Raw genomic sequence first — 22,072 nt, forward strand, 5'->3', positions numbered from 1 at the left:
TTTTATTCCCCCTTCGGGGGTTAGGGGGCTAACTCTTTCAGCATCCATACTGGACAAGAAACGTGTCCCGTGCTTCCCATAGGCGAACAAATATATTCAAAACCTACTTTTTTGTAGAGTTTCTGGGCATCGTGCATAAATGGCATTGTCTCGAGATAGCATTTTTTAAAACCGAAATCCTTAGCTGCTTGTAGACATTTTTCCATCATTTGGCTTCCAATTCCTAAGCCGCGTGCTACTAGCAAGAAATACATTTTTTGCAATTCGCAAATGGTTTCGGCTTCGTTTTCCAGCGGCGCAACTCCCGCCGAACCAATAATTTTACCATCGTCTTCCACCACAAAATAAACCGATTTTGGTTTGTTGTATTCCTCAAACATCAAATCCAAATACGGGTCAGCATACGCAGTTCCGACTTTTGGAATGTTCAATTCGTCAAAAACCGCACGTATTAATTGGGCAACGGTTTCATTGTCTTTCTTTTCTATTTTTCTAATAATCCAATTTTTCATTCTATGAAATACTAATTTTGTTTCACAAAAATAGGTATAGTTTATTGGATTAATCCAAAGATTCAAACCTAAATCCTAAACGCAAAAATCATTACTTTTGCATTTGTGGAAAAACATACTCAATACATGCTTCGTTGTCTCGAATTAGCCAAAAATGGCTTGGGAACAACTTATCCCAATCCAATGGTGGGAAGTGTTATTGTTTGTGATGGCAAAATCATTGGCGAAGGTTGGCACAAAAAATCTGGAGAACCACACGCCGAAGTGAATGCTGTGAATTCCGTTACAGACAAATCTTTATTGAAAAGATCAACAATTTATGTCAGTCTTGAACCTTGTAGTCACTTCGGAAAAACGCCACCCTGTTGCGATTTGATCATTGCAAATCAGATTCCAAATGTGGTTATCGGAACCAAGGATTCAAATGTAAAAGTTGCAGGAAACGGAATTAAAAAATTAATCGAAGCTGGTGCAAAGGTCACCCTGGGTGTTCTTGAAACCGAATGCAAAGAATTGAACAAGCGTTTTTTTACGTTTCACGAAAAGAAAAGACCTTATGTGATTTTGAAATGGGCGGAAAGCAAGGATGGGTTTATTGCTCCATCGAAGATTCTTCGCAAAGCTCTGAATGACAACGAACAAAAACCCGTTTGGATTACCAATGATTTTTCACGTCAGTTAGTTCACAAATGGCGAAGTGAAGAACAGGCAATTCTTGTGGGAACTCAAACTGTTATTGACGACAATCCGAAATTGGATGTACGAAATTGGACTGGAAAAAATCCTATTAGAATCGTTTTAGACCAAAATAATCGTATTCCACAATACAGTCACATTTATGATAATCAAGTGAAAACTATCATTTTTTCAAATTCATCAATCGCAATCAATACAGAAAACACTATCTTTGAATTGATCGATTTTAAACAAAATCTGGCAGAACAAATTCTAATTGTATTGTATAAACACCACATTCAATCGGTTATTATTGAAGGTGGTTCACGAACTTTACAAACTTTTATAACCGAAAATCTTTGGGACGAAACCCGCGTATTTATCGGAAATAACAGCTTCGAAACCGGAATAAAAGCACCTGTTTTAGCTTTAAAAAACATAGAAAAACATACTATTGGAAATGACTTACTTTTAATTTCTAGAAATAATGATTGATACTATCATATTTGATTTTGGTGATATTTTTATCAATTTAGATAAAGAAGGCACTATAAATGGTTTGAAAAAATTAGGGTTGTCTCAATGGAATGAAGACTTAAACCAACTGAATCTTCAATTTGAAAAAGGACAAATTTCAGAAGAAAATTTCTTGAAAGGGATTCAAAAACATGTTCCAAATGCTTCAATAGAAGAAATTTTAGTGGCTTGGAATGCTGTCCTTCTGGATTTTCCGTTGCGCCGCTTGGAATTTCTTCAAAAACTCACGAAAAAATACCGCTTGTTTTTATTGAGCAATACTGATGCCATTCATATAGAAACTTTCGAGCGCGAAAATGGCGTTTCGTTTTATAAAGATTTTTATATGTGTTTCGAAAAAGTCTATTTCTCTTTTGAAATGGGAATGCGCAAACCCGACGCTGAAATTTTTAATTATGTATTAAAAAATAACAATTTAGCTCCCAATCATACTTTATTCGTTGATGATAAAAAAGAAAATACCGACGCAGCACTTTCGCTTGGAATTCAAGTGTGGAATCTACAAGTAGGCCAGGAAGATGTAGTTGATTTGTTCAAGAAAAAAGAATTTGATTTGTAAAAAAGAATCAAAGGCAATAAAAAAATAACAAAACGACCTAACCAAAATCAAACCCACAATTATCAATTGTAATTGATATTGTCCTTGAAATTGATATTGAATTTTGACTTCGAAAATGGAAGACACTTATAAAACCATAGCGTTTCCATCCACAGAAATTCTTTTTAAAGAAAAAAATAGCAAATTTTTTGGTTATGCTTTTCCAATTCAGTCTGAATCTGCAATAAAACCCATAATAGACCGTTTGCGAAAACAACATCCCCACGCTGTTCATTATTGTTATGCATATCAAATTGGCACTGAAACCATAATATATAGAGCAAATGACGATGGTGAACCCAGCAATACGGCAGGAACACCTATTTATGGTCAAATTCAATCTTTTGGAGTTACAAATGTTTTGGTGGTAATTGTTCGGTCTTTTGGAGGTGTTAAATTGGGTGTTGGCGGATTGATTTCTGCTTATAAAACTGCGGCAGAAATGACATTAGAATCTTCTGAAATTATCGAAAAAACAATCGAAATTCATTTTGAAATTACATTCGATTATAAAAACATCAACAAAGTGATGCGAGAGATAAAGAAAAAAAAAGTTGAAATAGTTTCACAAAAATTGGAAATGAGTTGCCAAATCGAAATTCTTACTCGTAAAAAAAATGCCGAAATGATTTTCGACATTTTTAATACTATGTTTGAGGTAAAAATAAAACAGCTTTGAAACTCTAAAAAAAAGTTGTTTTTGCCATATTAACAATAAAATTGTCCAATTATTAAACTCTATTCAAAATGTCCATAATATATTGAGGTGGATTGATAGGTTTGCCTGTTTTCATATCCACAAAAACCAAAATTGAGCTGCCTGTTGTTAATAACTCATCACTTTCGTTATAAAGTTCATAGTCGAATTCAATCTTAACAGTTGTCCTGTTTTTAAGTATCGTTTTTAACCTTAATAGTTCATCATAACGGGCTGGTTTTTTGTAATTCATAGTCAAGGAAACTACAGGTAGCATTATTCCATTTTCCTCCATCCATTTATATGAAACCCCTTTATTTCTAAGCCATTCGACCCTTCCAATTTCAAAATATTGAGCGTAATTACCGTGATAAACTACTCGCATTTGATCAGTTTCTGAATAGCGAACGCGGATTTGAGTTTGATGATATTCCATTGAATTAAACATTAAAAAATTAAAATGAAAGAAGTTCTATACGATAATATTTTATAAAATTTACATCTAAAAAATTTTTTTTTAGCGATATTTATTCACATATTTGTTTCCCCGAATAACCATACTGATTTGACAGTATTTTTTATTAGAAATCATTACCAAAACGAAATAATTTAACCAAATTTATGAACAAGACTGCACAATCAGTATGGGAAAACTGCCTCTCTTTTATAAAAGACAATATCGCAGACCAAGCCTACAAAACTTGGTTCGAACCTATTAAGTCAGTTGAGCTTACCGATAATGCTTTATATATTCAGGTTCCAAGTAAATTTTTCTACGAATGGCTTGAAGAACATTATGTTAAATTATTAAAAGTAGCGCTAACTAAAGAACTTGGTAAAAATGCAAAGTTACTCTATAAAATCAAAATGGAAAACACTTATGGCAATAAACAACCCTATACGGAACAATTACCAAGTTCAAATCGTGTGCCTATGAAACCACAAGATGTTGACGCTCCATACAAGAACCTTAACCCAGAGTTAAAAAACCCTTTTGTAATTCCAGGTATTCGAAATTTAAAAATCGAATCACAACTGAATGCAAATTACAGTTTTGATAATTTTCTTGAAGGGGATTCTAACAGACTAGCGCGTTCAGCAGGTATGGCTGTGGCCAATAAACCAGGTGGAACTTCGTTCAATCCGTTATTGATTTTTGGTGGCGTTGGTTTAGGTAAAACTCACTTAGCCCACGCGATTGGTGTTGAAATCAAAGATAAATATCCTGAAAAAACGGTTTTATACATTTCGGCTGAAATTTTTACCCAACAATATATTGATTCGGTAAAGAAAAATAATAGAAATGATTTTATACATTTCTACCAATTGATTGATGTTTTAATTATTGACGATGTTCAATTTCTTTCGGGAAAATCAGGAACTCAAGATGTTTTTTTCCATATATTCAACTATTTACACCAAAATGGCAAACAGGTAATTTTAACTTCGGATAAAGCACCTGTAGATATGCAAGACATCGAACAACGATTATTATCCCGTTTCAAATGGGGATTGTCGGCTGAATTACACCAACCTGATTATGAAACAAGAATTTCTATTCTCAAGAATATTTTATACCGAGATGGTGTTGAAATTCCTGAAGAAATCATTGAATATGTAGCGCGGAATATCAAATCAAATGTAAGGGAATTAGAAGGTGCAATCATTTCTTTAATTGCTCAATCCTCTTTCAATAAAAAAGAAGTAACACTAGATTTGGCTAAAAGCGTAGTCGAGAAATTTGTTAAAAATATAAAAAGAGAAATTTCTATCGATTATATTCAAAAAATTGTTTCTGACTATTTTCAATTAGATTTAGAAACTTTACAATCCAAAACTAGAAAAAGACATATTGTTCAGGCTCGACAATTGGCGATGTTTTTTGCTAAAAAATTCACCAAAGCTTCCTTAGCAAACATTGGTTCACAAATAGGTGATCGTGATCACGCAACCGTTTTACACGCTTGCAAAACGGTCGATAATCTAGTTGCTACCGACAAACAATTCAAAAAATTTGTAGAAGATATCAATAAAAAATTAACCCTATAACCTTTTTATGCCCATCAAGATTTTAATGGTTTGTTTAGGTAATATTTGTCGGTCACCTTTGGCCCAAGGAATATTGGCCTCAAAACTTCCAAAAGAAAATTTTATTGTAGATTCTGCTGGAACAGGATCTTGGCATATTGACCGTCAACCTGACGAACGTTCGATTGCAGTTGCTATAAAACACAATATTGACATCGCTAAACAAAAAGGAAGGCAATTCGCAAAAAATGATTTTGACGCCTTTGATTACATTTATGTAATGGATAATTCAAATTATCATGACGTTATCGACCTAGCTCATAATCAAGAGCAAAAAAGCAAAGTGCAACTTATTTTGAACGAATTATTTCCAAATGAAAATGTAGATGTGCCAGATCCCTATTATGGTGTATCAAATGGATTTGAAGTTGTTTATCAAATGCTTGACGAGACTTGTGATATAATTGCTAAAAAGCTCATTGGCAAACATACATGAATTTATTACTTTTAATAAATTTTAAAGCTTTCCTCTAAACAAATTAGAACACAATGAAACCAAACTCTTCGTTAGGAAAACTCTATTTAATTCCCACTACTTTAGGAGAAAACAGTGACCCAAATGATGTTTTGCCACAAACCATAGTAAGAAGTATCGATTTTATTGACGATTATATTGTGGAGAATGAAAAAACAGCTCGAAAATTCATAAAAAGTATTCAACCTCAAAAAGTTCAAGCCTCTTTACGATTAAGTTCGCTAAACAAACACACCGAAATTTCTGAACATGCAAAAATGCTACAACCCTGTTTAGAAGGTAAAAACGTGGGATTAATGAGTGAAGCGGGTTGTCCTGGAGTTGCCGATCCTGGCGCTGTGATTGTAAAATTGGCTCACGAAAAAGGAATTCAAGTGATACCATTAGTTGGTCCATCCTCTATTTTATTGGCGATTATGGCTTCTGGAATGAACGGACAAAGTTTTGCTTTTAATGGTTATATTCCTATTGACAAGGCCGAGAAAAAAACAGCTTTGAAAAATTTAGAGAAATTATCTCAAGATAAAAATCAATCCCAGATCTTTATTGAAACACCTTATAGAAATAATAAAATGTTGGAGGATATAATTCAAGCATTAAATCCGTCGACCAACCTTTGTGTTGCCGCAGATATTACTTTGCCAACAGAATTCATCAAAACAATGCGAGCGTCAGATTGGAAAAAAACAAACGTGGATTTACACAATCGCCCCACTATTTTTATTATTCATAAAATGTAAGCATAAAAAAAACCATCCGCGGCGGATGGTTTTGAATTTTATATACGATCAAATTATTGCACCATAGCATTACTATCCGCAATAATTCCAGAAGTTTCATAACCTCCAAATTCTTTCATATAACTTCTTATTGAAGTGCCATAAGCATCTTTTAAATAGCGTTTGCCTTCGTGTTTAAAAAACTTTTTTACAGAACCTGCTCCCCCAAGATGTGCTGCTGCTAAAATTCCAGACTCTGTTACTAATATGCCTGAAATTACCCTGCCATCATATTTATCAATCACATCTTTTAATTCCGATTTATTTTGAGCAACAAGAGCAACAAAAGCTTTTTCTTGCATTCTAGGATTATTTAAAAACTGTCTACTATCCTCAATACCAATAGTTTTTAAAGTTGTAGCACCAAATTGGTATTTTCCCAGATATCCAAGCGAATTTATTTTTTTGTAATTGCCTTGTGATTCTTTGAAGGCGATTGCTTCTTTGTAACCAATGAAAAATTTTCCCGTGTATGGAACATTTAAATCAGAATAATCGTTTTGTTTTTGGGATGGATATAAGTAGTGTGTTCCATCCTTTTTATTAATCAGAAACCATTCATTGGAATCCAATTCAGAAGGTTTAAAACCTGAACTTAAAAAGGCAATAATAAGAGCTAAACTTGTATAAAAAAACCACTTGTTTATCATAAATTGTTTTTCTTCAAACGCTGTCCCGTATTGAAATTTCTACGCAGCAAAGATACACAAAAAAACGAATAATCAAAAATATAGCTGAAAATCAAGCTTTTAGTATTTTCAAAAATAAAAAGAGTAGAACTTGAACCCACTGTGAGTCGAGTATTCGAGAGATGGAGATGGAATTTTTAGGCTATTAAAAACGGAAAAAAAAGTCTTCAAAAAATGTGATTTTGTGTCAATTTTTGTCAAATCTACATCTAAACTGAGGTAAAATTGCCTGAATTTTTCCGGTTTTGAAGTCGAAATTGGTGCAAAATTAGCTTCATTTCCGCTAATCATTCCCTCTGCTCCATAGCCTAAAGCAAGGTTCAACCATTTAGGGATTTTTGAGCCTTTAGAAAAGGAATATAAATTAGCCGAAAGCCAATAGGTTTGACCATTATAATCTTTGAGAATTTGCTCTGGAATATTACTGCCCAAAACATCTGGTCTGATATCAGAATATTGCGTTTTGCGATACGAAAATTTTGGAATGATGCGCTGTTCTTTCCAAATCAATTCTTGTGAAACATACAAAACGGTTCCCGAAGCATTGGCAACAACATCGCCCATCGATGCTCCCCATTCGGCTGAGTAACCGTCCATCACTTCAACCACGGTTAGAAATACAAATCCTAAACTAGCTCCATAAATCAGTTGATTTTTCTGGCTCGCTCCACTCCAATGCAGTGCTTCTGCACCAAATCTTCCAATTTGGTATGACGAATACAAATGTCCCAATTTGTCCATTTGCATCCACTCGGAATTGTCATTAATAAAATGAAAATCGGATTTAGGATAATCGGCATACCAAAGTTGGTTCAAGCCAATCAAAGCCCCAGAAGCCAAAACAGCTTCAGTAACAAATACTGAATTTTGCCTTTTGGGGTTCAAAGAATCAGAGGGTTTTAGAAAAGCATCAATTGACTTTTGCGCCAAAACACTTTGGAACACCAACAAAAACAAAAAATAAAATTGTTTTTTGTTGTTCAAAATTATCTTTTTACTCCTTGACCGTTAATCCAATCGGAATATTTCTTGGCATTCAAATTATGTTCCTCTAAAGTAGCGGCAAATTCGTGGTAGCCAAAACGATCCACACTAGCGCAGAAATAGATAAAGTCGTTTTTTTCAGGATTTAAAACCGCATCCAAAGCCGTAATATCAGGCATTGCAATTGGTCCAGGAGGAAGACCTATTACTTTATAGGTATTGAAAGGAGAATTCAAAAACAAGTCGTTGTAGAATACTCTTTTGATAACCTGCTGAAAATCATTATCTTTCTTTTTAATAGCATAAATAACTGTAGGATCAGCCTGCAGTGGCATTTCTAGCTTCATTCTATTGAGATAAACCCCTGCAATTCTGGGTCTTTCGTCTTTTTTAACCGATTCTTTGTGTACTATCGAAGCCAAAATGGTTGCCTCAACAGGCGTTAAACCTTGTTTCTCAGCCTTTGCTATGCGCTCCTTGTTCCAAAAACTATGGTATTCCTTGATCATTTTGTCACGGAATTTCTCGGCAGAAATGTTCCAATACACTTCATAAGTATTAGGAATAAACATTACAAAAACATTTTCGTCGTTAAAACCATTCTCTTTCAAGAAAATTGAATCTTTGAAAGTATTTAGCAACAACAAACTGTCAGGCTCTATTTGAGAACTTATTCTTCCTGCAAAATCTTCTAATCGTTCCTGATTGTTAAAAGCCAATTTCACTGGAACGTTGCTTCTTAATGATTTAACCAAATCATAACTGCTCATTCCCCTGGTGAATAAAAATCGTCCTGGTTTAACGTTCTCAGGATAACTTCGTTTATCGGCGACCATTTCAAAACGATCCATATTTTCGACAAAAGGTGTTATTATTTTTTTTAAGTCTTCATAAGTGGAACCCGTTGGCACGTGAACAAATAATTCTTTTTCTGAAAACTTAGTGTTTTTAGAAAAAACTTGATTGGCAACTATTCCGCCATAAATAAGCAAAACTGAAATAAAAATAACGGATGCAATTGTAAGGTGCTTTTTTAAGTTCAAAACTAAAATTTTTAAAGTTGATTAATTATTTTTTGCCACAGATTGCGCAGATTTGCGCAGATTTTTATATTAATTTCGTGTAAATCTCCGAATCTACGGTTAAATATTTTTTGATAATAATTGAAAAATAGCCTCGTCTTTATAAACTCCATTAACGAAAGTCCAATCTTTTTTTGTGCCTATTTTTTCGAATCCAAATTTAGTAAAAAGAGCAATACTAGCTTCATTTTCTGCACCAATATTTGCATACAATTGATGCAGATTCAAATGATAAAAAGCGTATCGAATTAAAAGTTCCAAAGCTTCGGAACCGATATTCTGTTTTCGGTTTGCTGTTCCTTGAATCACGATGCCTACTCCTGCCCTATTATTCTTAGGATCAAACTCAAATAAATCAATTAAACCCAAAGCCGGAAAATCCTCATCCTGACAAATCGCCAATCGCAATTGTTTGGCTTCATAAATGTCCTGATGGGCATTTTCGAGATATTGCTTTACTAAAAACCTACTGTATGGTGTTTGTGTATTGCTGACTTCCCAAATGCTTTGGTCGTTTTCCATTGCATACACAAACTCCAAATCATTGGGTTCAAGTGCTCGGAGATAGATGTTTTCGCCTTTTAGTGTGATCATTTTGATTTAAGTTTGAGGTGCCAAATTGGCTCCTCAAGTTTTATTCATTTACTTTTTTCTTGTTGCTCCGCGTGAGGGATTGCAGTGGAGCTCTTTTTTTGAATTGCCGTGCCTTTAAAGGCAGGGCAATTCAAAAAAAAGCGGGAACGTAAAGCCCGACCCGAAGTTTTTACGGAGGGTCACGCCCAAAACATTATTTTTCTAAATTTCTATTTGCCCCTTAAACACAAAATCCGCTGGCCCAATTAAGAAAACATTGGTAAACAAATCACCGTTTTTATCAAAAGAGACGGCTAATTTTCCGCCTTCCACATTCAATTTAATAGAAGAAGCATTGGTTTGTCCTGTAGCGTTCATTGCGATTGCAACTGCTGTAGCACCAGTTCCACAAGCCAAAGTTTCATCTTCTACACCTCTTTCATAAGTGCGAAGCGCGAAAGTATCCTCGTTTATTTTCTTAACGAAATTGATGTTGCTTCCCTCTTTTCCGTATAAAGAACCGTAACGAAGTGCAGCACCGTTTTCTTTTACATTATAATGTTCCAAATCGTCCACCATTTGCACGTGATGCGGCGAACCCGTATTCATAAAAGTGTAAACGGTTTCTATTTTGATATTGCTTACATCAATCATTTGCAAAGAAACTATTCCGTCAGTTGCAACGCTGGCGTGATGCAAACCGTCGGTCGCAATGAAAGTACAATTGTCATTAATTACATTTAAATATTTAGCGAAAGCCACTAAACAGCGACCACCATTACCACACATTGAACTTAGATTACCATCAGAATTATAATAGACCATTTTAAAATCGGTGGCTTCATCGTTTTCTAATAAAATGAGTCCATCAGCTCCAATTCCAAAACGTCTATCGCACAAACGAGCCACGAGTTGTACATTTCCCTTTGGAAAAAAATCCGAACGATTGTCAATCATTACAAAATCGTTTCCTGTTCCCTGATATTTATAAAATTCTAATTGCATTATGCTTTGTATTAAGAGTTACAAAAGTACAAATATTAATGATACGTTAAAGAGTGTTAAACGAGCGTTAAACTGTTTTTTTGAAATATCAAAATGTATAATTTTACGTTGTAAACACATAAATATATTTAAAACTATGAAACGATTTTCAGGACTATTTTTAGTATCATTATTGAGCGGAACCGTTACATTGGGTTCTTATAAATTGTTGTTTGACAACAATGGCTATTTTTCTAAAAACAATTCAATTGTAACTCAAGCCCAAAATTCCTATAGTAGAAATGTAGGACTATCGGCAGAAGCAGTTGATTTTACTGAAGCTGCCGACAAAACCATTCACACTGTGGTGCACGTAAAAAATGTCTCCAGAACCACCGTTACCAATCCGATATTGGAATATTTCTATGGTTTTCAAGGAGGACAACAACAAGAACAAGTAGGAACTGGCTCTGGTGTAATCATTTCGGAAGACGGTTATATCGTAACCAATAACCACGTAGTAAAAGACGCGTCCGAAATAGAAATCACCTTGAACAACAAAAAATCATACAAAGCAAAACTCATCGGAACCGACTCGAAAATGGACATTGCGTTACTAAAAATCAATGCCGATGAAAAATTACCTTATACGGCTTTCGCCAACTCGGATTCGGTGAAAATTGGCGAATGGGTTTTGGCCGTTGGAAATCCGTATAATTTAACTTCGACCGTGACCGCAGGAATTATTTCGGCCAAAGCCAGAAACTTAGACACCAGCGGAATTCAATCGTTCATCCAAACTGATGCTGCAGTAAATCCCGGAAATAGCGGCGGTGCATTGGTAAACACACGTGGCGAATTAATTGGAATCAACACAATGATTTCCTCACCAACTGGTTCTTACACCGGATATTCATTTGCAATCCCTTCGAATAATGCAAAAAAAATAATTGATGATTTAATAGAGTTTGGAAATGTACAAAGAGGAGTTCTTGGTGTTGAAGGAGGAGAATTGAATGCGATGGCTTCCAAAGAATTGGGTGTCAAAGAAACACAAGGTTTCTACATCAAAAAAGTTCAGCAAAAATCGGGAGCCGAAAAAGCAGGTTTGCAAAAAGGGGATATTATTATCAAATTAGACAATCAAGATATTTCCACTTTTGCCGATCTTTCGGGTTATATCAACACCAAAAGACCAAATGACAAAGTAGAAGTTACTTTTATCCGCGAAGGAAAAAACAAAGTACTACCAGTTGTATTGAGCAAAAACGAGTTTTTCAACACCGAATTCAAAGGGATAGAATTAGAAAATATTGCTGGTGCCGAAAAAACAAGATTTCATTTGGATGGTGGTGTGAAAATAAAATCTATCAGCAACGAAAATCTAAAACAATACGAACAGGAGCTGATAGGAAATATTATCCTCAGTATTGATAATGTAAAAATTAAAGACATCGAATCTGCATCTAAAATATTGAATAACAAGGCAGACAATCAAAGTGTTCAAATGGAAATGATCAATAAAAGAGGCGAGATTATTCGAATTATAATTTAAAAATAATCTCAAACTTGAGTAAAAATAGGCCACAGATTCACAGATTAATTTAAAAAAAATCTGCGAATCTGTGGCTAACTTTTTAAATTGGCAAAACGGTCGTGCTCTTAACTTCCGAGATGATAAAAAAACTATTAATCAACGAAACCTCGGGTAAAACCGATAGTTTTTTTTGGTGAAAATTGTGGTAACTTTCCATATCGGGTAAGATGATTTTGAGCATATAATCAAAACTTCCCGAGATAAAATTACATTCGACCACTTCAGGCATATTCATAATTGACTGATTGAAACCTTCCGAAACATCATAGGTTTGTTTGACCAACGTCACTTGGCAATACACCATCAAGTTATTTCCTAACTTTTTTTTATTCAAAATCGAAACATACTTTTCGATGATACCTTCCTTTTCCAAACGCTTCACTCGATCGTGAACAGGCGTCAGCGAAAGATTTATTTTATTAGCAATGTCCTTTAAAGTCAAATGTGCATCAACTTGAAGCAGTCGCAGGATTTTTTTGTCGGTTTCGTCTAAAATCATAGTATAGAAAGGATTAAATGAATACTTTTTAAAGATTCGAAATCAGATATTTTTTCGTTTTAGAAACATAAATAGGTTTCGATTCAGAAATATTTTATGTAAAAATACTTAATAATACTATTACTTTCTTAATTTAATTTCATTTGACAAAATATTTTCTTTCTGCAGTATCTTTGTATATCGTTATTATTCTAACTACTAAACACAAACAATATGATTATTGGAGTTCCTAAAGAAATCAAAAACAACGAAAATCGTGTAGCGCTAACCCCAGCAGGTGTAGCCGAATTCAAAAAACACGGACATCTTGTCTATGTGCAAAAAAGCGCAGGAGAGAACAGTGGTTTTAGTGACAAAGCTTACGCCGAAGCGGGAGCCCAACTTTTGCCAACCATTGAAGCCGTTTACGAAATTGCCGAAATGATTATTAAAGTAAAAGAACCTATAGCGTCAGAATATCCGCTAATCAAAAAAGACCAGTTACTCTTTACCTACTTCCACTTTGCTTCTTCTGAACCATTGACTTATGCAATGATGGAACGTGAAGCAGTTTGCTTGGCTTATGAAACGGTTGAAAAATCAGATCGCAGCTTACCATTATTAGTACCAATGTCAGAAGTGGCTGGTCGTATGGCAATTCAAGAAGGTGCAAAATACCTCGAAAAACCGATGAAAGGAAAAGGAATTCTTCTTGGAGGTGTTCCCGGAGTTCCTCCTGCAAAAGTAGTTGTTTTAGGTGGTGGAATTGTTGGAACTCAAGCTGCAAAAATGGCGGCTGGTTTTGGTGCTCAAGTAACTATTCTGGATGTAAGTTTGCCACGTTTACGCTATTTGTCTGACGTGATGCCTGCCAACGTAACTACAGTTATGTCGAATCATTATAATGTTCGCGACGCGATTTCTCAGGCTGATTTGGTTATTGGAGCGGTTTTGATTCCAGGTGCCAAAGCGCCTCATTTGATTACTCGTGATATGCTAAAATTAATGGCTCCGGGAACCGTAGTGGTTGACGTTGCCGTTGACCAAGGAGGTTGTATCGAAACTTGTACCCCAACAACACACGAAAATCCAACTTTCATCATCGACGACATTGTTCATTATTGCGTAGCCAATATGCCAGGTGCTGTTCCTTATACTTCTACTTTGGCGCTGACCAATGCCACATTGCCTTATGCTTTGCAATTGGCCAACAAAGGATGGAAAAAAGCGTGCGCTGAAAACGAAGAATTGAAAAAAGGACTCAACGTTGCCAATGGTAAAATTCTTTACAAAGGTGTTGCCGATGCTTGGAACTTGCCTTTTGAAGATGTAGAAACTGCTTTGGAAGATCTTGCTTACGCATAATTTCATAAGAAAAAAGAACAAAGCCTCAAGACTTAATTGCTATAAATTTAAAATCCGTCAAGTTAGAATGTAACGAGACGGATTTTTTAGTAAGGATAACTGCACACTAAAAAACTGAACACCTGTCTGCCGACAGGCAGGCTGAACACTATTCTTTCTGTTTTGTCAAATAGTACACTGGAATTCCCGTTAGCATAATCAAAACGCCCCAGCCACAAGTTGAGAATTTAGTCAGCAACAAGGAAACACAAACTGCCGAAGCAATTACAATGTATAATAACGGTAAGAAAGGATAACCAAAAGCCTTATAAGGTCTTTCAGCATCTGGCATTTTCTTGCGAAGAATGAATATACCATAAATTGTCAATATGTAAAATATCAATACAATGATGATTACGAAATCTAGTAAATCACCGTATTTTCCAGTCAAACACAAAGCCGAAGCCCAAATACATTGAACCCATAAAGCATATTCTGGAACGCTCGCCTCATTAAGGCTTGCAGCTTTCTTCAAAAATAAACCGTCTTTTGCCATCGTGTAATACACCCTAGCTCCAGCCATTATTGCACCATTATTGCAGGCAAATGTCGAAATCATAATCATCACTGCAATAATAATTGTTCCCATGTCTCCAAAAGTATATTGGGAAGCCACCACGGCAACTCTATCGGATTTTGCAGTTGCAATTTCGTCCAAAGGAATCACTGCGAGGTACATCAAATTAGTCAAGACATAAATAATAGTCACAAGAAAAGTTCCAAGAAACAAACTTAGCCCCACATTTCGTTTTGGATTTTTGATTTCGCCTGCAATAAAAGTCACACCAACCCATGCATCACTAGAAAACAAAGAACCCACCATAGATGCCGAAATACCAGCAATCAACGCCGATCCGCCTATTGGCATCCAAGAACGGCTGTCCACATTAAAAGAACGAGTATTCCAAGCATCTGCCCAGTTGGCATTCCAAACTTCTGCTTTGGCCGCTAGTAGGAAACCGAAAACAATCAAGCCAAACAAAGAGAAAATCTTAATCACCGTCAAAACAGTTTGCATTATTTTGCTGTTTTTCACTCCACGACTATTGATGTATGTCAATAAAACAATCATTATTATAGAAACAATCTGGGCTGCATTAAGTTTGAAAGAACCTATTTCATAAAGAACATTTTCATCGCTTAATGAGGGAATCAAATAGGCGGCAAATTTTGAAAAACCCACACCTACGGCTGCAATTGTTCCCGTTTGAATTACAGCAAAGAAACTCCAACCATAGAGAAAAGCAATGAGTTTATTATATGCTTCTTTAAGATAAACATATTGACCTCCCGCTTTTGGAAACATCGCGCTCAACTCGCCATAACTCACTGCGGCAATCATCGTGATTAATCCCGAAATAACCCAAATCAAGGTCAGCCATCCTGCTGAACCTACTTGTCTGGCTATATCCGAGCTTACAATAAATATTCCCGAACCAATCATCGAGCCCACAACAAGCATCGTTCCGTCTAGTAATCCGAGTTCTCTTTTAAAATGTTCTTCGTTGTTGTCTTGCATATTTTCTGGGTTTTGGGTTCTAGGTATTAGGTTTCAGTTGGCTAAAGATATACTTTTTTTGGAAATAGCCGATTAGTTGGGTTTAAAACCTAAAAAAAGTATTGACGAATGTTGTTCATTTTCGAATAATTTAATATTTTGTAGATAAAAAACTAAGAGTTACGATTGCTACTACAATAAAAATAGTTAAATAATTTCCTAAATAAAGTTTCAAACTACTTTCACAATAAATAAAGAAACTCCCAAGTCGCCTTGAGAGTTTTATAAATATGATTAATAGAGTATTCACAACACCCGATTCACCTGAACCAAATTCCTCTCATAATAGGATTCTTTGGTAGAAGATATAATCACACCTCCGTGAGTGGCAGAATGAATCTAATTTCGTCTTCCAAAACTTCGACCATTATACGACCCTTGCGCAACAAAACCAAATTAGCAAAGCTAGTCAGCAAACAAAAAAGCCAAGAATGATTGTCTTTTTATACTCGTTGATTTTACACAATTTTAAAAACATTGACGGTATCAAATCCTATTCACAGCGAATTTAGGATGTCTTTTATTATGAACAATAGCAGTAAAAACGATGGTTTTATAATCTTCATCAATATAAAAATGAATGTTATAAGGAAACGTTTTTGGATGAGCAATTCTAACCTTTTTGTAGCGTGGCGAATAGGCTGTAGGCATTTTTAAAACTTTTTCAATGGCTTTTTCAATGGCAAAAGCAAAGTCAACTTCTAATCCTTCTTTTTGTTCTTTGTACCAAATTTTTGCTTCTTGCATATCTGTAAGGACTTCGTCAAGATATTGAGAATTATACACTAAATTTTGCGTTTTAGTTCTTCCAAAAGACTTTCAATTGGTTTTAACCGTTCAGGATTTTCAGCAATAGCCTCTAATCGTCTATCAATTAAATCTTTTTCCCATTGTGGTAAATCTTGTTCAAGATTCTCAATATCCGGGTAATTATTTTTTATCAAAGTCCAATCTTCAATTGGGACATAAACGCCTGTTTGGTTGCCAAAATTATCTTTTAATACTTGAAGTTTCATTGTTGTGATTATTTAGCAGTTTATATATTTATAATATGAAGTTTGAACAAAAATACAAAAAAAAGTAAAACCCTCTTAATTTCCAAACCGGAACACATTTGATACTAACTTCTACACTAGTTCCTTAAAAAAAACTAAAAAGCATTAAAGTCAGTCATTTACAACACCCGATTCACCTGAACCAAATTCCTCTCATAATAGGATTCTTTGGTAGAAGAAATAATAACACCGCCGTGAGTGGCAGAATGAATGAATTTAATCTCATCTTCCAAAACTTCGACGACCATTCCAACGTGGTTGATTTGGTTACTTCCTCTGGTTTTAAAGAAAATCAAATCGCCTTTTTGGGCATTTTGGACATCAATTTTCGATCCGTAAGAAGCCATTTCGACCGACGATCTTGGCAACTTAATATCGTAGTTGCTAAAGGTATAATACATAAATCCTGAACAATCAAAACCTTCTGTCGTGGTGCCACCAGAGCGGTAACGTGTTCCAATATTTTCCGAAGCTTTCGAAATTAGTTGGTCAATTAAATCTGCATCGCGTACCGTATTTGTCTCTTTATTTTCAAATTTTTCCTCAACATTTGGAGCTGCATTTGCAATTGAATTTTCAACAGGAGTCTCTTTCACAATCAATTTCGAACCGCGGATTTTAAGCACTGAACCCACCAATAATTTTTTGGAACTATTCGGATTTTGGTTTTCCAATTCGGCAACTGTGAGACCATATTGTTTCGCAATTCCGTACTTCGTTTCTTTTGGTAAAACTTCGTGAGCTATTTCGGTTTCTGCTGTCTTGTCTTCTATATTTTGTGAAACAACCGCAATTTCTTTTTCGATTTTCACTTCTTTATTCTCGGTAATATGACTCGAATTAACATCCACTTTGACCGGAACATTAATTTTTTGACCCACTTTCAAGGATTTCGTGCCTAATTCAGGATTCGCTTTTTGCAAATCGGCAAGAGTTATTTTGTATTGCTTGGCAACAGAATACAGCGATTCTTTAGGTAAAACTTCGTGAATAAATTGGGTTGTTGATTCCTTTTGTTCTTCAATCGGTTTTGCTTGAACAGCAACTTCTTTTTCAGGTTTAACCTCTTTTTGCGCCACAACTTTTTCCGCTGTCAAACTCAAATTAGTACCTTCTTTTACTGGAACAGTAATTTTTTGACCGACTTTCAAAGAATTAGTTCCTAATGCTGGATTGGCATTTTGCAAATCGAAAAGCTTGATTCCGTATTTTCTTGATATGGAATATAATGTTTCTTTTGGCAGGACTTCATATTCAATTCCTTTCGTTGGAATTTCTAATTTCTCGTCTTCTTTAAGAGCAACGACTGTTTCTCCTTTAGGACTATTTTTTTTGGAAACGGTAGTCTTTTCAACATTAGTTGGTTTTTCTATTTCTTGTGCTACAACAAAATCCTCTAAAGCCGTTTGGGGAATCTTGATAGTTTGTCCAATTTTCAGTCCTTCCTTTTCTAGATTAGGATTGATTTTATATAAATCGTCAATAGTTATATGGTGCTGTTTGGCAATTCCATACAGTGTTTCTTTGGGTAGCACTTCATGGGTTTTTTCAGGAAGATTACTTGTAATTGCTGGTGTTGCAACCGCAGTATGCTGTTTTGTATTGGTTGGAATTAACAAAACCATCTTTCCTTTAATTCCGTTTACGGCATCGGGATTGAGTTCATAAATTACCGACGCTTTTACGTTGTATTTCTGTGCAATTTCGCTGATGGTTTCGCCCTTAGCAACAGTATGCTTCTTGAATTTTTCTTGCGAAAAAAGACTCATACTGCTAAAGAAAAGAATCAAAAAAAGCCAACCTAAATACTTCATAAACTCGATTTAAATTCAAACTTTAATCACTGAATTTCCTTTATGTTCGACAAGACAAGATAATTGAAAATTTTAAAAAATTGAATAATTATCTAACTTTAATGGCAAAATAAAAGAAAAATAAGTTTGAATAGGCAAATCTAGTCTATTAATGCAAAAAACAAACATTTTTAACAACTCTTTACAATCGATTTAACAAAATTATTATTGAAAAATAGTTGAATTGTTGGGCTACCCTTTTTAATTATTTTTTCATCAAATAAGTATTAAACCAAGTCAAATACCGTTCGAAACGGTCTTTTTGAAAACTCGGATTCGTGATACCGTGAAATTGCCCTGGATAGATGATAAGCTCCGTTGGAATCCCTAATGATTTGAAAGCCTGATACATTTGCTCGCTTCCTACCGCGGGAACATTATAATCACTTTCCCCAACCATAAATTGTGTAGGCGTTTTGATTTTGTATGCTTTCAAAAAAGGATACGAAAGTGCTACATATTTATCAAAGTTTTTCCAAGGTTGTCCAATTTCATTGTCATATTGCAAAATGTATTGATCAACGCCATACATCGAAGAAACCATAGCAACACCAGCACCACTTGAAGCCGCCTTGAAACGAGTATCCGAAGCAGTAACATAATCCGTCAAAATACCTCCATAACTCCATCCGCCGATTCCCAATTTATCAGCATCGGCGATGCCTTTTTGAACAACATAATCTGCAGCCCCTAGAATATCCAAAACTTCTATATTGCCCCAATCTCCCGAAATAACTTTGCAATAATCCAAGCCGCGACCATTCGAACCACGATAATTAACCCCCACAACGGCATAACCTGCGGCGGCCAACATTTGTCTGGAGAGATCAAAACTATAATCGTCCTGACCTACTGGACCACCGTGAATGAAGAAAATGGTCGGCAATTTTTTTCCAACCGTAGCATTAGCTGGACGATACAAAAGGTTAGAAACTAACGTTCCGTCTTTACTTTTTGAGGTAAATCCTTCAACTGAAGCTAAAGTTATTTTTTCTAAAAAGGAATCTTGGTGTTGGGTAAGACGACGTGGATTTCCGCCTTCAAGTGCATAGATTTCTGTCGGCATTTGTGCTTCACTCATCGCCGTTAAAAAACTGCCCGAAGGATGCAGTTCTAAGGAAGAAAAACTTCGATTACCGCTGGCAATTTTAGTCATTTTATTATCCGAAATAGAAAATTCGGCAACATATCTTGTTCGATCATCCGTTACCAAAGCCATTATCGAAGTTCCATTTTTAGTCCAACGTGGGCTTCCAACAGGTCTGTCCAAAGATTTTGAGAGTAGTTTTGGTTCACCACCTTCTTTAGAAACGACACACAATACCGATTGGTCGTACATAATATAATTATCCGAAGCAGTAGATCTTAAATACCCTATTTGTTTTCCATCTGGGCTCCATTGTGGTGCCGAATCACTTCCTGTCCAAGTGGTTATTTGTTTCATTGTCGCATTCGCTTTAGCATCAATAACCCAAATATCGGAGTTTTCATTTCTGTCGGGATCGGCGGTGCGATTACTCAAAAAGGCAATTTGGTTGCCATCAGGCGACCATTTGGGATTTGTTTCGTCATAAATTCCTTTGGTCAGGGTATCCATTTTTTTGGTGGCAACATCATAAAGATAAAGATGCGATGGTTTTCGGGTTAAATACCCTTCAATGTCTTGTTTGAAATGATAGCGGTCAATAACAATTGGTTTTGGAGTTTTAACTTTTGCCGTATCGGGTTGGGTTTTGATTACTAATGCTATCTTGCTTCCATTTGGCGACCATTCGTACTCGTCCAAATCTCCTTTTTTCAAATCGGTTAGTTGTTTGGCTTCGCCGCCTCGTCGATCCATTATCCAAATCTGACTGCCTTTGAGACCGTTTCGAGAAGATACGAAGGACAAATATTTCCCATCGGGACTCCAGCTGGGCTGTGATTCACTTTCTGGACTATTGGTCAATTGAACAGACTCTTTTCCATCCCAAGACACCATCCAAATATCGGAGTTTCGTTTGTTTTTTACAGAATCCACCGTTGATAGTGTGTAGGCAACCCAATTGCCATCAGGAGAAATATGGGAATCACTCAGGTTTTGCAAACGGTACACATCCGAAGGTTTTAAACTGCGTTTGGTTATTTTTTGAGAAAAAATAGATCCTGCAAAAAGGAACATTAAAAGTAGTATAACTGGTTTCATACTGGTGTTGTTTTTAGTTAGGGTAGTTGGATTGGTTTTGGTTCCTAATTTAAGTATTTTTTTTGAAGTAGCAGCACCTCAACAATCGTTAAAATTAAGGCGAAGCTAGGTTCGATTATTACATTTTTGATTGCCAATAGGTTTAATGTATTGCTAGTTTTTTTGCCAGAGTAAAAATTGTGCTATTAAGCGGTGACAATCACCACAAAAAAAGAGGCTTAATTGCCTCTTGTAATTCTCTCTCAAAACTTTGCGGTAACTGCACAGGTTGACTGAAGATACTCGATGATTTCAATTCATCGTTTGTGCTGTCCTGGCAACAAAACTCTTACTGTATGGGAGGAAGTATTTATTTTTTAATCTCAACTTTCGGCAAGCCTGCTTTTGCCAAAATTTCGTTTGCTTTTTTTAATTTTTCAGGAAACAGTACTTTTCCTTTAAATTCTTCCAATTTTTTGTCGAAAACAATAATCGGAACTTTCGATTGATTTAATTGATCTATTGTCATAACTATACTATATTTTCTTTTTTTGTTACTAAAAATGCTTCGTAATCTTCTCCTACTATAAATTTATCCCATTCGCCATTACTATTTAATCCAAAAACTTTGAAATCTTCACTTATTTCAGCCAAAGTTCTGATAGCTAAAGAAATCGCACAGCACCTCAAAATACAACAATAATTTTATTTTAGGGAAGACCTAGTAGAGCAGGGAGTTGCGTTACTTTTTGTCTAGTTGAATTTTTTCAGCGACAAAATAAGTTTTGTCTATTCCATAATCTTTCCAGTTTCTTTTTCGGTAAACATAAATCAAATACGAATCGCTTTTTTTAACAACACTATCTCTTTCATAAATTTGACTTTTATAAAATAAAAAACTCTGCAAAGGAAATTCTGTATCATTTTTAGTATATAGATAACAAGTTCCATTATCTCTTTCCACTTTCTTTTCTACGATGAAATTTACTTTTAATTGATAATCTTTTTTCAAATTAAAATAGTGATCGATTTGAATAAATAGAATCACAATTATAAAAAATGATATAAAAATGATAATACTTTTTTTGGCTTTCATTTATTATATTTTGAATTTTTCTGCTTTCGATTAGCAATTGCCTATAGATTTAAATATACGTAACTGCAAAAGCCACAATACATTTATTCGTTTGAATTTTAATTTTTTATTCCCGACAACTCAAAAAAGTGCAATGCGTTTTTTTGTGTTGTCGTTGTTGTTGTTTTTAACACTTTTCAAAAATAGGAAAAATT

At 35.1% G+C, this 22,072-nt stretch carries 24 protein-coding genes; 8 read left to right on the plus strand and 16 right to left on the minus strand.

What is annotated here, in order from left to right:
- Positions 1-20: 20 nt before the first annotated feature.
- Positions 21-512, minus strand: coding sequence for a GNAT family N-acetyltransferase (locus RMO83_RS13020; RefSeq protein ID WP_310560134.1), 492 nt, complete (start codon positions 510-512; stop codon positions 21-23).
- Positions 513-617: 105 nt separating this feature from the next.
- On the opposite strand from RMO83_RS13020, the gene ribD reads away from it, so the two are divergent.
- The 3 genes from ribD (at position 618) to RMO83_RS13035 (ending at position 3,001) form a co-directional block, all read left to right on the plus strand.
- The gene (ribD, locus tag RMO83_RS13025; RefSeq protein WP_310560135.1) at positions 618-1,682 is read left to right on the plus strand and encodes a bifunctional diaminohydroxyphosphoribosylaminopyrimidine deaminase/5-amino-6-(5-phosphoribosylamino)uracil reductase RibD; all 1,065 of its coding nucleotides are present in this window, start codon (positions 618-620) and stop codon (positions 1,680-1,682) included.
- Positions 1,675-2,283 carry an HAD family phosphatase gene (locus RMO83_RS13030; RefSeq protein ID WP_310560136.1) on the plus strand — a complete coding sequence of 203 codons (609 nt, stop codon included), beginning with the start codon at positions 1,675-1,677 and terminating at the stop codon, positions 2,281-2,283. The genes ribD and RMO83_RS13030 overlap by 8 nt, the downstream gene beginning before the upstream one ends.
- Before the next feature lie 115 nt (positions 2,284-2,398).
- The gene (locus tag RMO83_RS13035; RefSeq protein WP_310560137.1) at positions 2,399-3,001 is read left to right on the plus strand and encodes a YigZ family protein; all 603 of its coding nucleotides are present in this window, start codon (positions 2,399-2,401) and stop codon (positions 2,999-3,001) included.
- Positions 3,002-3,053: 52 nt separating this feature from the next.
- On the opposite strand, the gene RMO83_RS13040 is transcribed toward RMO83_RS13035, so the two are convergent.
- A complete protein-coding gene (locus RMO83_RS13040; protein WP_310560138.1) occupies positions 3,054-3,455 on the minus strand; it encodes a thioesterase family protein in 402 nt (133 codons plus the stop codon).
- A gap of 185 nt (positions 3,456-3,640) precedes the next feature.
- On the opposite strand from RMO83_RS13040, the gene dnaA reads away from it, so the two are divergent.
- The 3 genes from dnaA to RMO83_RS13055 are packed head-to-tail and all read left to right on the plus strand — an operon-like array spanning position 3,641 to position 6,322.
- Positions 3,641-5,068 carry a chromosomal replication initiator protein DnaA gene (gene dnaA, locus RMO83_RS13045; RefSeq protein WP_310560139.1) on the plus strand — a complete coding sequence of 476 codons (1,428 nt, stop codon included), beginning with the start codon at positions 3,641-3,643 and terminating at the stop codon, positions 5,066-5,068.
- Between the two features lie 7 nt (positions 5,069-5,075).
- On the plus strand, positions 5,076-5,543 hold the full coding sequence (locus RMO83_RS13050) for a low molecular weight protein-tyrosine-phosphatase (protein WP_310560140.1): 468 nt from the start codon (positions 5,076-5,078) through the stop codon (positions 5,541-5,543).
- A 53-nt stretch (positions 5,544-5,596) separates the two neighbouring features.
- Complete coding sequence (locus RMO83_RS13055; protein WP_310560141.1) at positions 5,597-6,322, plus strand: SAM-dependent methyltransferase; 726 nt, start codon at positions 5,597-5,599, stop codon at positions 6,320-6,322.
- A 53-nt stretch (positions 6,323-6,375) separates the two neighbouring features.
- Here the strand turns inward: RMO83_RS13055 and RMO83_RS13060 are convergent, their stop codons facing one another.
- The 5 genes from RMO83_RS13060 to dapF all read right to left on the minus strand — a co-directional run bounded on the left by RMO83_RS13060 (position 6,376) and on the right by dapF (position 10,694).
- Positions 6,376-7,011 (minus strand): peptidoglycan-binding protein LysM, encoded by a 636-nt coding sequence (locus RMO83_RS13060; RefSeq protein ID WP_310560142.1) that lies wholly within the window; start codon positions 7,009-7,011, stop codon positions 6,376-6,378.
- 108 nt (positions 7,012-7,119) lie between these two features.
- The gene (locus RMO83_RS13065) at positions 7,120-8,037 is read right to left on the minus strand and encodes a DUF2279 domain-containing protein (protein WP_409025012.1); all 918 of its coding nucleotides are present in this window, start codon (positions 8,035-8,037) and stop codon (positions 7,120-7,122) included.
- Complete coding sequence (gene mltG, locus RMO83_RS13070; protein WP_310560144.1) at positions 8,037-9,077, minus strand: endolytic transglycosylase MltG; 1,041 nt, start codon at positions 9,075-9,077, stop codon at positions 8,037-8,039. The genes RMO83_RS13065 and mltG overlap by 1 nt, the downstream gene beginning before the upstream one ends.
- A gap of 99 nt (positions 9,078-9,176) precedes the next feature.
- A complete protein-coding gene (locus tag RMO83_RS13075; protein WP_310560145.1) occupies positions 9,177-9,710 on the minus strand; it encodes a GNAT family protein in 534 nt (177 codons plus the stop codon).
- Positions 9,711-9,911: 201 nt separating this feature from the next.
- Positions 9,912-10,694, minus strand: a complete 783-nt coding sequence (gene dapF / locus RMO83_RS13080; RefSeq protein WP_310560146.1) for a diaminopimelate epimerase — start codon at positions 10,692-10,694, stop codon at positions 9,912-9,914.
- 136 nt (positions 10,695-10,830) lie between these two features.
- Here dapF and RMO83_RS13085 point away from each other — a divergent pair, with 136 nt between their 5' ends.
- Positions 10,831-12,228: a trypsin-like peptidase domain-containing protein gene (locus tag RMO83_RS13085; RefSeq protein WP_310560147.1), complete on the plus strand. Its 1,398-nt coding sequence runs from the start codon at positions 10,831-10,833 to the stop codon at positions 12,226-12,228.
- An 82-nt stretch (positions 12,229-12,310) separates the two neighbouring features.
- Here RMO83_RS13085 and RMO83_RS13090 read toward each other — a convergent pair whose 3' ends face one another.
- Positions 12,311-12,769, minus strand: coding sequence for an Lrp/AsnC family transcriptional regulator (locus RMO83_RS13090; RefSeq protein ID WP_310560148.1), 459 nt, complete (start codon positions 12,767-12,769; stop codon positions 12,311-12,313).
- A gap of 213 nt (positions 12,770-12,982) precedes the next feature.
- On the opposite strand from RMO83_RS13090, the gene ald reads away from it, so the two are divergent.
- On the plus strand, positions 12,983-14,113 hold the full coding sequence (gene ald / locus RMO83_RS13095) for an alanine dehydrogenase (protein WP_310560149.1): 1,131 nt from the start codon (positions 12,983-12,985) through the stop codon (positions 14,111-14,113).
- Positions 14,114-14,261: 148 nt separating this feature from the next.
- Here ald and RMO83_RS13100 read toward each other — a convergent pair whose 3' ends face one another.
- The 8 genes from RMO83_RS13100 to RMO83_RS13135 all read right to left on the minus strand — a co-directional run bounded on the left by RMO83_RS13100 (position 14,262) and on the right by RMO83_RS13135 (position 21,878).
- Complete coding sequence (locus RMO83_RS13100; RefSeq protein ID WP_310560150.1) at positions 14,262-15,671, minus strand: amino acid permease; 1,410 nt, start codon at positions 15,669-15,671, stop codon at positions 14,262-14,264.
- Between the two features lie 525 nt (positions 15,672-16,196).
- Entirely contained in the window at positions 16,197-16,496 is a 300-nt protein-coding gene (locus tag RMO83_RS13105) for a hypothetical protein (protein ID WP_310560151.1), read from the minus strand.
- Positions 16,496-16,726, minus strand: a complete 231-nt coding sequence (locus RMO83_RS13110; RefSeq protein ID WP_310560152.1) for an addiction module protein — start codon at positions 16,724-16,726, stop codon at positions 16,496-16,498. Before RMO83_RS13110 ends, RMO83_RS13105 begins: the two co-directional genes overlap by 1 nt.
- A 158-nt stretch (positions 16,727-16,884) precedes the next feature.
- On the minus strand, positions 16,885-18,579 hold the full coding sequence (locus RMO83_RS13115; RefSeq protein WP_310560153.1) for a LysM peptidoglycan-binding domain-containing protein: 1,695 nt from the start codon (positions 18,577-18,579) through the stop codon (positions 16,885-16,887).
- A gap of 244 nt (positions 18,580-18,823) precedes the next feature.
- Entirely contained in the window at positions 18,824-20,803 is a 1,980-nt protein-coding gene (locus tag RMO83_RS13120; protein WP_310560154.1) for a S9 family peptidase, read from the minus strand.
- Positions 20,804-21,152: 349 nt separating this feature from the next.
- Positions 21,153-21,311 carry a hypothetical protein gene (locus RMO83_RS13125; protein ID WP_310560155.1) on the minus strand — a complete coding sequence of 53 codons (159 nt, stop codon included), beginning with the start codon at positions 21,309-21,311 and terminating at the stop codon, positions 21,153-21,155.
- Positions 21,312-21,313: 2 nt separating this feature from the next.
- Positions 21,314-21,436 carry a DUF6934 family protein gene (locus tag RMO83_RS13130; protein WP_310560156.1) on the minus strand — a complete coding sequence of 41 codons (123 nt, stop codon included), beginning with the start codon at positions 21,434-21,436 and terminating at the stop codon, positions 21,314-21,316.
- A gap of 88 nt (positions 21,437-21,524) precedes the next feature.
- Positions 21,525-21,878, minus strand: a complete 354-nt coding sequence (locus tag RMO83_RS13135; RefSeq protein ID WP_310560157.1) for a hypothetical protein — start codon at positions 21,876-21,878, stop codon at positions 21,525-21,527.
- Between the last annotated feature and the right edge of the window lie 194 nt (positions 21,879-22,072).

This window comes from Flavobacterium sp. (assembly GCF_031423415.1).
Taxonomy (GTDB): Bacteria; Bacteroidota; Bacteroidia; order Flavobacteriales; family Flavobacteriaceae; genus Flavobacterium.